The 9,092-nt window shown below is 62.8% G+C and carries 11 protein-coding genes; 3 read left to right on the top strand and 8 right to left on the bottom strand.

Annotated elements, in window-relative coordinates; all coding sequences use genetic code 11:
- Positions 1–3 precede the first annotated feature (3 nt).
- Positions 4–1,245, top strand: coding sequence for a KasA/KasB family beta-ketoacyl-ACP synthase (locus ASG84_RS17555; RefSeq protein ID WP_057478308.1), 1,242 nt, complete (start codon positions 4–6; stop codon positions 1,243–1,245).
- Here the strand turns inward: ASG84_RS17555 and ASG84_RS17550 are convergent, their stop codons facing one another.
- The 5 genes from ASG84_RS17550 to ASG84_RS17530 form a co-directional block, all read right to left on the bottom strand.
- Positions 1,246–3,426 (bottom strand): heavy metal translocating P-type ATPase, encoded by a 2,181-nt coding sequence (locus tag ASG84_RS17550; RefSeq protein ID WP_057478307.1) that lies wholly within the window; start codon positions 3,424–3,426, stop codon positions 1,246–1,248. It lies immediately after the preceding gene.
- 20 nt (positions 3,427–3,446) lie between these two features.
- The gene (locus ASG84_RS17545) at positions 3,447–3,731 is read right to left on the bottom strand and encodes a DUF1490 family protein (protein ID WP_057478306.1); all 285 of its coding nucleotides are present in this window, start codon (positions 3,729–3,731) and stop codon (positions 3,447–3,449) included.
- A 121-nt stretch (positions 3,732–3,852) separates the two neighbouring features.
- Positions 3,853–4,332, bottom strand: coding sequence for a GNAT family N-acetyltransferase (locus ASG84_RS17540; RefSeq protein WP_057478305.1), 480 nt, complete (start codon positions 4,330–4,332; stop codon positions 3,853–3,855).
- Positions 4,333–4,349: 17 nt separating this feature from the next.
- The gene (locus ASG84_RS17535) at positions 4,350–4,694 is read right to left on the bottom strand and encodes a hypothetical protein (RefSeq protein WP_235581715.1); all 345 of its coding nucleotides are present in this window, start codon (positions 4,692–4,694) and stop codon (positions 4,350–4,352) included.
- Positions 4,695–4,863: 169 nt separating this feature from the next.
- The gene (locus tag ASG84_RS17530) at positions 4,864–5,184 is read right to left on the bottom strand and encodes a hypothetical protein (protein WP_057478303.1); all 321 of its coding nucleotides are present in this window, start codon (positions 5,182–5,184) and stop codon (positions 4,864–4,866) included.
- A 340-nt stretch (positions 5,185–5,524) separates the two neighbouring features.
- On the opposite strand from ASG84_RS17530, the gene ASG84_RS17525 reads away from it, so the two are divergent.
- The gene (locus ASG84_RS17525) at positions 5,525–6,205 is read left to right on the top strand and encodes a thiamine pyrophosphate-dependent enzyme (protein WP_057478302.1); all 681 of its coding nucleotides are present in this window, start codon (positions 5,525–5,527) and stop codon (positions 6,203–6,205) included.
- A complete protein-coding gene (locus tag ASG84_RS17520) occupies positions 6,206–7,117 on the top strand; it encodes a transketolase family protein (protein WP_057478301.1) in 912 nt (303 codons plus the stop codon).
- Here ASG84_RS17520 and ASG84_RS17515 read toward each other — a convergent pair whose 3' ends face one another.
- From ASG84_RS17515 to ASG84_RS17505, 3 genes are read right to left on the bottom strand one after another with little or no spacing between them, the layout of a single operon-like run.
- Complete coding sequence (locus tag ASG84_RS17515; protein ID WP_057478300.1) at positions 7,118–7,579, bottom strand: DUF6194 family protein; 462 nt, start codon at positions 7,577–7,579, stop codon at positions 7,118–7,120.
- Positions 7,580–7,617: 38 nt separating this feature from the next.
- Positions 7,618–8,241, bottom strand: coding sequence for a luciferase domain-containing protein (locus ASG84_RS17510; RefSeq protein ID WP_057478299.1), 624 nt, complete (start codon positions 8,239–8,241; stop codon positions 7,618–7,620).
- Between the two features lie 56 nt (positions 8,242–8,297).
- Complete coding sequence (locus ASG84_RS17505) at positions 8,298–8,876, bottom strand: hypothetical protein (RefSeq protein ID WP_235581714.1); 579 nt, start codon at positions 8,874–8,876, stop codon at positions 8,298–8,300.
- Positions 8,877–9,092: the final 216 nt, after the last annotated feature.

Raw genomic sequence — 9,092 nt, 5'->3', positions numbered from 1 at the left:
GCTATGAGTGAAACGATCGCTACGCAAACCTTTCGCAACGTCGTTGTCACCGGGTATGTGGCGACGACGGCACTAGCGGACGGCGCAGACACCACCTGGGAGTACTTGCTCGATGGGCGCAGCGGGATCGGCCCCCTCGAGACCGCGTTTGTCTCGGATTACGACCTGCCAGTCCGCTTCGGAGGGGTCCTACAGCTGGCGCTATCCGACCACCTGACCCGCGTGGAGCAGCGAAGACTGTCCTTCGTCGAACAGCTGGCAGTGGTGCTCGGACGGCGACTCTGGAGTGCTGCAGGGCTGGATGAAATGGACACGGATCGACTCGCCGTGGCAGTGGGCACAGGATTGGGCGGCGGTGACGCTCTGATCGGGGCCGTCGACGCGATGCGGGCAGGCGGATACCGAAAGGTGTCGCCGATGTCGGTGCCCATGGTCATGCCGAACGGACCTGCAGCTCATATCGGGCTAGAGGTTGGGGCCCGAGCTGGGGTGTTCACCCCGGTATCGGCGTGCTCTTCAGGTTCGGAAGCCCTGGCTCACGCGTGGCGACTGATTGCTACGGGCGAAGCGGACGTTGTGATCGCGGGCGGCGTCGAGGGACATATCGACGCCGTTCCGATCGCGAGCTTTTCGATGATGCGCGCCATGAGCACGCGTAACGACGAACCGACTCGCGCGTCGAGGCCGTTCGATCGTGATCGCGACGGATTCGTGTTCGGGGAGGCCGGAGCGCTGCTGATCGTCGAGTCGGAGCAGCACGCGGTAGCCCGTGGTGCAGAGATTCATGGTCGGCTGCTGGGCGCAGGCATCACCTCGGACGGATTCCATATCGTGGCACCCGATCCGGAGGGGCGAGGAGTTCATAAAGCTATGGAAAAGGCCATTCGCACAGCAGGTTTGAATGCTCGGGACATCGGTCACGTCAACGCGCACGCAACCGCCACTCCGATAGGAGATCTATCCGAGGCCAGGGCCATCGCAGCAACAGTCGGCCATGCCTCCGTCTACGCGCCCAAGTCCGCGCTCGGTCATTCGATCGGTGCAGTCGGGGCACTGGAGGCAATACTGACAATGCTGACGATCCGCGATTGCGAGGTTCCGCCGACGCTGAACTTGGACAATCAGGACCCTGCAATCGATCTTGACGTCGTCGGCTCGCGTCGGAGCCAAAACATCGATTATGCGCTGAGCACGTCGATCGGGTTCGGCGGGCACAATGTGGCTCTCGCGTTCGGTCGCTACTGATCAGATTCGATACCGGATCAAACGGGAACTGTTGCCCACCACCGCGACCGAGGACGCATTGTGCAAGATCGCGGCGAGCACCGGAGACAGTGCACCGCCCGCGCTGACCACGAGGCCGAGAGCGTTGACGGCGATCGACATTCCGTAGTTCTGACGGATGACGGATACCGAATGTCGACCTAGATCACGGACGTCGAGCAACCGGGCCAGATCGTCGCTGGCCAGTGCAACGTCGGCGGTTTCGACAGCAACATCGGTGCCCGCCAAACCCATTGCGATTCCGATATCCGCAACCGCGAGGGCGGGAGCATCGTTGGTGCCGTCGCCGACCATCGCGACAACGTAGCCCTCTTCTTGCAGTGCGCGTACCGCTTCGAGCTTGTCGTCGGGCATCACCTCGGCCCGCCACTCGGCGATACCCAGTTCTGCAGCGACCGCCGCTGCCGTCTCGGGATGGTCACCGGTGAGCATGACGATGCGTTCGACTCCGTCGGCGCGGAGCGCATCGAGTACTGCGAGGGCATTGGGCCGAACCTCGTCACGGAGGCTGATCAACCCCACCAGCACGCCGTCGACTGCCAGCAGAAGTGGTGTCTCGGCCTCACGCTGCAATCGCGAAACCCAGTCGGCCGCATGCTCGGAGACCGAGACATTCTCCCCACGCAGTAGGGAGGGGCTACCCAGCAGAAGGGTGCGTCCGTCTGCGACGGTACGCATGCCGAGTCCGACGAGCACTTCGCATTCCTCGTGCGGAGGAATGACGATATGACGTTCCTCGGTACTACGAATCACGGCTTCGGCCAGTGGATGCCGTGAGTGGATCTCGGAACTGGCCGCGTAGGCGAGTACCTGCTCCGGCTCCCAGTCATTCTGGAAGGACACGACATTGGTGACGACGGGGCGACCGACGGTGAGGGTGCCGGTCTTGTCGAACACGAAGGCGTCGACCCGGCCGGCCTGTTCCAGATGCGACCCACCCTTGATCAGAATCCCTCGGCGAGCACCGTTGCCGATGGCGGCGCTGATTGCCGTGGGCGTCGACAGTCCTACCGCGCACGGGCAGGCGACCAACAGCATGGTCATTGCGCGTCGAACGTCTCGGGTGACGACGAGTGTCAGGGCCGACAGGATGAACGATGCGGGTACGAAGCGTCGTGAGAAGTTCTCTCCCACAGTCTGAATCGGGGCTCGGTCTTCCTGCGCCTCCTCGACGCGGGAGATGATCCGACCGATCGTGGTGTCTCGGCCCACTGCGGACGCGCGGATCACTATGCGGCCACGGACAACGACGGATCCGGCGTGGATCCGGTCGCCGACGGCGATCGTCACCGGCAACGTCTCCCCGGTGATCGCCGACTGATCGACCACCGCATCACCGTCGACCACTGTGCCGTCCACTGGAACGCCGACGTGATCGTGCACCACGACCTCGTCGCCGACCTCGAGCCGATCGACGTCGACGGAGATCTCGGAACCGTCGGGCAGACGGGTCCATGCGGTGTCCTGAGTGCCGGTCAGCAGATCGGATATTGCGCGGCGAGTGCGCCTGAGCGTCAGGTCCTGCAGGTACTCACCGATGTTGAGCAGCCACAGCACCGTCAGTGCGACGACATTCTCGCGGAGGACGAGACTTGCCACGGTTGCTGCGCTGACGAGAGCATCGGTGCCTGCGGACCCGTTTCCGGCCAGCGAGCGCAGTGCTCCCTTCAGGAACGGGTAGCCGGTGAAGATGGTCGCTCCAGTGGCTACGACACGGCTGGTGGGGCCGAGGAGCGGTGGCCGTCTGAAGGCGTAGCGGCGAAAGCCGAGCAGGACGAGCGCAGCGCCACCGATGGCCATCCGCAGCACATCGCCGCTGGTGACGTCGGCGGAACGAGGGCTACGGACGGGCACGAGTCCCCAGTTCGTGGTGCGACCTGCGGTGATCGCGTCGAACAGTTCAGTTCTGTCGATTCTCGACCGTGAGTACCAGACGACGACCGATGCCGTTCGCGGGTACGCGTGGACGGCTCGCACGCCGCGAATCTTGTCGACGTGGTCTTCGACGGCAACTGCGCGGCCCGGGCTCGATCGCAGCCAGTCGACTCGAAGCCGCATGCGGCCTGCAGCGTCGGAGAGTATTTCGATGCCGTCCGCTGGGACGGGAGCCGTATCGAGAGAGTGTTCGACAAGCGTCGTCATGAGTTGGCTTACCGCCGGGGTCAGTGTGAGTGCCCGTGGCCGACTTCGGTAGCCGACGGCGGCGGTACTTCCTCGCCGAGACGGTCGCGGGCCTCAGCGACTACATCGGAGACGGCCAATCGTGCCGACTCGGCGTGGACTTCGGCCTTCCGCGCAGCGCGCAGACCGAGCTCGGTCGCAGACACAGCGGCCTTGCGGACGGGAGCCTTGTCGTACAGCTTCTTGGCTCCGTTGTACGCGGCGACGCCGACTGCGCCTGTCACTACCGTCGATACTGCCTTCGCGACGATGATCGGAAACGCCATGTTCTAGCTCCTCGATTTCGAACCGACACCCACTTATTGGGAATCATATTCGTTTTGCTCGGCAGTGGCGACTCCGGGGTTCGCAGACACCTCGTCGAGCAGATAACGCAGCGTGAGCACGTCAGGCGACCCCGCCCGATTCGAGCTCGAGTTCGTAATAGAGAGCCTTCGGTCCCTCGCCGCGACCCTCGTGGCAGTCGAAGCCTCGCTTCTCGTACACATGGCGAGCTGCCTCGTCGTCTTCGGAGGTGTTGAGGTCGATGTAGGTAGCACCTCGGGTCCGGACATGGTCGATGACGTCGTCGAGAAAGGTTGTGCCATAGCCCTTACCGCGGTGGGCAGGCTGAATGTAGAACTCGGCGAAATAGGCCTCGATGTCGGCGCTCCACGTGCCGATCCGGAATCGCAGAACCGCGACACCGATGGCGGTAGTCCCGAACGTCAGCACGCTGGTGTCGCCGGATGTCACCAGACCCTCCAAATGGCGTGCAAGCCATTCGGGCTCCGGTGCGGGGTCGTCGTACTCGCGATTGAAATCGACCAACAGGTTCGCGGCCTCGAGGAACCCGCCGGAATCTTTCACGTCACGTGCGCCGGGCATATGGACTCCTCGAGCAGTCAGTTCTCCGGTTGTACAAGTCTCTTGGCATCGAGCAAGCCGAGACCGGGATGCATCTCTCGTAGCGCTTTGATGGCGTAGACAGTCCGGCCGGATTCTGCGACAACCGCGTCGACGTCCTCGGCGGGTACAGCCTCGGGTCCGATCTTTTCAGGAGACATCCGGGTCCGGCTCTCTCCGAACCAGATGAACAGACCGGCTACAGCCAGCACTACCAGCTTCGACCAGTTCCAGGCAGAAGGATCGGCCACAAGGTCGCTGATCGTCAGGAACGCGAGCGCGGTCAACAGCACGGCAAGCCCGTAACGCTTCCAAGGGCGTTCTTTGGCCTTCATGCCTTTCATGCTGTCACTGCACCCCGATATGGGGCAACGCCTCAGCGTCGCAGTTCGGTATCGAGTCGAATCATGAGCACGCTGGACCTCGTTCCTCCGACGGACGGAGACGGATACCGGCGCAAGACCGAACGTAATGTCGTCGAGACTCGACTCCGCTTCAGGGGGTTCATCCATCTTAGGCATCGCGGATCCGGTTGCGGTTCAACCTGAATCCGAATTGTCCGAGAACGAATCCGGTCAACGCGCCCAGGGCTCCGGTCGCGACAGGGACCAGATATAGCCACGCAGAGCGAAGGATCAAGGGGTCGTAGTTGAGATCCCTTCCCAAATCGGTGGAATAGCCACGGCTCATCGTCACGCCCTCGAGGGGCTCGTATGAACCCTGATAGACGACGTCGTCCAAGTCCGTGGTCCAGTCGCCGATCAAATACCAGCCCAGTGGAGCCAACCCGACGATGAATCCGAACAGAAGCAGGAGGATGACGAGATTGCGCACCGTCTCAGGCTATTGCGCACGTCAACCGTCGTATACCTCGGTGGTGATGCCGAAGGGGTGGCCGGCGGGGTCGAGGAGAACCCTCCACCGCGGGTCCAGTTACAAGCGAGCGAGCTCACCCGGCTCGCTGCAGTCGATGGATATTCCTGCTATGTCTAGATGCGGGCGCGACATGTCATGAGAATACGGTGACCCCCAGCGCAAGGACCAGGATCGTGGACTTTGTCGTACGGGGTGACCTGAATTCTGCTCGGCTACAGCACCGCCACGTCGGGAGCGCACTGCCGCAGGGCTACGGCGCTCTTGACCTCGAGTGCACTCGAGGTTGCAGGGTGGTCTCATGCAGATGACCTTCGACGAGTTACCCCAACTCATGACCCTGATGACCGGCGACGAAAAACACGGCAGCAGTGCCACTTCCACACTGGACGTGCTGTGGGTGCTGTACTCCGACATTCTCCGTGTCGACGCGGCGAATCCCGACGACCCAGAGCGGGACCGGTTCTACCTCTCCAAGGGACACGGTCCGATGGCGTACTACGCAGTGCTCGCAGCACGGGGATTCTTGACGCCGGACGAGCTTGCATCGTTCGGCAGCTACGACTCATTGCTGGGCAATCATCCTGACCGGACGCTGATTCCCGGGGTCGACATCGGATCGGGATCGCTCGGTCATGGTCTGGCGCTGGCAGCCGGAACCGCTGTGGCGCTGCAGATTCAGCGAAGCCAGGCTCAGGTGTTCGTACTGATCGGTGACGCCGAGCTCGACGAGGGCAGCAACATGGAAGCCATTCAATTCGCCGGCCGATCCAAGTTGGGCAACCTGACAACAGTAGTGATCGACAACGATTCTGCAGGCTTGGGTTGGCCCGGCGGCATTGCCTCGCGTTTCGCCGTCGAAGGGTGGTCGACCGCCGATGTCGACGGGAGAGACCACAGTGCGCTCCGGCGGGCGTTTCGTATCGATCACGGCGACCGGCCGCACGTAGTGGTCGCCCACGTGGAGAAGAAGGAGAACTGAATGACGTCGACGATGAAGAGGACCGCGGATCAACGCGAGTCCTTCTACCGACTGCTGCCGGAGTTGTTGGTGCAGGACGAGCGAGTTGTGTTGGTGTTGGCCGAGATCGGCGTCGCCTATCTCGAGCCGCACCTTACCTCTGACATCCGATCGCGCGTGGTGAACGTGGGCATTCGAGAGCAGGCAATGATTGGTGTCGCGGGCGGAATGGCGCTCGCGGGTCTCCGCCCGATCGTGCATACCTTTTCGCCGTTCCTCATCGAAAGGCCCTTCGAGCAGGTGAAACTCGATCTGGGACATCAGGATGTCGGCGCGGTCCTGGTCAGCTCGGGCGGCTCCTACGGATGGCCACAGGGCGGTGAGACGCACTTCGGTCAACGCGATGTCGCACTATTGGACACCCTGGACGGGTGGACGGTGCACGTGCCCGGGCACGTCGACGAGGTCGAATGGATGTTGCGTAAGTCGGTTGCATCCGATAATCGCGTCTACATCAGGCTCGACGGCATCTCGAACGATCGTTCTCACGCTGACCCCGACGGTTCGATGACCGTTCTGCAACAGGGTAATTCGGGCACTGTGATCTCGGTCGGTCCGATGACGGACCGGGTCCTGGCCGCGGCCCGTGGACGTGACGTGACCGTGTTGCACGCGTCGACGATCAGGCCTTTCGACGGTACGACTCTCCGAGAAACGCTGACTGCGCCGGACGTCATGATCGTCGAGCCATATCTCGCGGGAACCTGTGTGTCCCACATCGATCGGGCTCTCACGGATGTGCGGCATCGAGTGTTGGGGATCGGGGTGGAGCCCGGAGAGCGTAGGAAGTACGGCACGGTGGCCCAACACGACCGAGCCAACGGCCTCGACATCGAGGGGCTCTCCCGATCGATGGACGAGTTCTTCGACTGATCAGTGTTGGCGACGCTCGTACCTGGCCTTGGCGAGGCTGTAAGCAGACTCGAGGAGTTCCCCGATCTGGGTTTCGGTCTGCGAAGACGGGTTGACCACCGACAACCAGCCGGCAGCGCCGTACTGGGGGTGGGCGGCAAGGATGTCGTCGGCGTCGGCCTGGGGTGCGTGGGCTGCGTCGCGTGGGGGCACTCCCAAGAGTCGCTCGAATTCCTGCTTTCCGGCAACGACATTGACGCGGAACGCGCCGGCACGGTCCAGCCGCGACAACTCGTCACCGGGATAGTTCTTCGTCACGATGGTTGCGAACGGCTGGGTGGCCGTCGGAACGGTCCCGTCCGGCGAGTAATAGAAGAACACATCGCCCCAGGCGAGTTCCGGAGTTCCATCACCCTCTCGGGGCCGCTGCGTCAATGTGCCGTCGAAGCTGCCGACCGAATTCACGATGTCGTCGAGAGTCATACAGCGATCGTCACATGTCCGGTCGCTCTTGCCCAGAGTCACATCGTAGAAGTAGCAGTCGCCCGACGGATGATTTCTTCGATTCGATCGGCGTCGTCGGAATCTCGCGGTGCGTACAGAAAGACATACGTCTCGGGTAGTCCGAAGACAGGGCGTCCGGCCAGCGGGTGCAGTTCGCCCCAGCCCGCGGATATGACGGTCTGTGCATCGTCCGGTTGCAGTACTACGTGCAACGAACCCTCGGTCTCGTGGACGTGCACGATTTCGCCTTTGGTTCGGGAGATCCAGGGCGAAGCTGAGCTGAGATCTGACAGATACAGCGCCTCACCTCTGCGCTCGAATCGACTGCGCTCCAGATGAAACGGTCCATCCGACGACGCCTCGGCGGTGACGGCAGCACTCAGCCGGTCGATCAGAGCACCGGTACCCCGATCGGTGAGCTGGCGATGGGGAATCGGGTACGGCGCGATCGACGGCCGTGGTCCGGGGCGACGTTCGAGCTGCCAGTGCAGACCGTTACCGGATGTGCCGTCGACACGAAGTGGGTCGCGTCGCGCAAACGGCCGCAGAGCGGTGGTGATCAGCCAGCCTCCGACATTGGCCGGAAGTCCTCCCGGCCCCAGTTCCATCCACGCGGTGTAGTCGTTCTTGACGCGCTGCACAGTGCCCCCCGAGTCACGTAAGTCCGGAACAACGTAACCCGAGGGGCAGCGCCGATTCAGGCCGGGCAGCCGACGGTGTAGGTCCAGACGGTCCCGACCGGTCCGGTGACGCGGACCAGGACGGCTGTTGCGGTGCCGGCCGGAACTGCTACCACCACCGAGCCGACGCCGTTGCTGCCGCCGACATAGCCGGTGTTGTGGATCAGTGCACCCTGGTAGAACACCTCGATCTGATCGGGGACGTCCACGGTGTCGTAACTGAGGACGAACGAGGTCGGTCCGGTTCGACCCAACTCGTGGAGGGTCTCTGTCACGCCCTCCTCGCCCGACAGCGTGGAGGCGTTGCACTGCTGAGTTGCGATACCTCCGTTTGCCGAACCCGTGTCGATCCCGAGCACGCCGCCGGCGATGGCGCTTCCGCTGCCGAGGATGCGGATACCGTTGTCGATGATGTTCCCACCGTCGAGAATCGCGCTGCCACTGTCGAGAATCGCGCTTCCGCTGTCGACGATGGGACCGATTTCAGGCTGAGCCATGGCCGACGCGGGTGCGGCCAATGCGAACGCTAAGGCGGTCAGGACTACCGCCGCCGAACGGCGCGTCAGGTTCTTACGAATTCCACTCTTGCTCGACACAATTCCTCCACCGAAAGTACGTGACGGGCTGTCCGTCTCAGCGATGCTGACATGGCAAATTCGGGTCGAGTATCCCTCGTTCGAATGATCCTGCGGGGCCGAAAGCTCTGTGCCCCAAAGATTGTTGTCGTTCGTTCGACTCAACCGCGGCCCTTGCCTCACCGACCGGACGTACATCTGTGGATGTACAGCGAGATACCCGCGCAGACCGATGTG

The organism is Rhodococcus sp. Leaf278, from assembly GCF_001426085.1.
GTDB lineage: Bacteria > Actinomycetota > Actinomycetes > Mycobacteriales > Mycobacteriaceae > Rhodococcoides.
The sequence above is the reverse complement of the archived record's forward strand: the minus strand, read 5'-3'. Positions and strand labels throughout refer to the sequence as shown.

Coding starts and splice junctions, on each gene's coding strand:
- ASG84_RS17550 (WP_057478307.1), bottom strand. CDS start 3,426: ATGACGACGCTTGTCGAACACTCTCTCGATACGGCTCCCGTCCCAGCG.
- ASG84_RS17520 (WP_057478301.1), top strand. CDS start 6,206: ATGACGTCGACGATGAAGAGGACCGCGGATCAACGCGAGTCCTTCTAC.
- ASG84_RS17540 (WP_057478305.1), bottom strand. CDS start 4,332: ATGCCCGGCGCACGTGACGTGAAAGATTCCGGCGGGTTCCTCGAGGCC.
- ASG84_RS17515 (WP_057478300.1), bottom strand. CDS start 7,579: ATGACTCTCGACGACATCGTGAATTCGGTCGGCAGCTTCGACGGCACA.
- ASG84_RS17555 (WP_057478308.1), top strand. CDS start 4: ATGAGTGAAACGATCGCTACGCAAACCTTTCGCAACGTCGTTGTCACC.
- ASG84_RS17535 (WP_235581715.1), bottom strand. CDS start 4,694: ATGAAAGGCATGAAGGCCAAAGAACGCCCTTGGAAGCGTTACGGGCTT.
- ASG84_RS17525 (WP_057478302.1), top strand. CDS start 5,525: ATGCAGATGACCTTCGACGAGTTACCCCAACTCATGACCCTGATGACC.
- ASG84_RS17545 (WP_057478306.1), bottom strand. CDS start 3,731: ATGGCGTTTCCGATCATCGTCGCGAAGGCAGTATCGACGGTAGTGACA.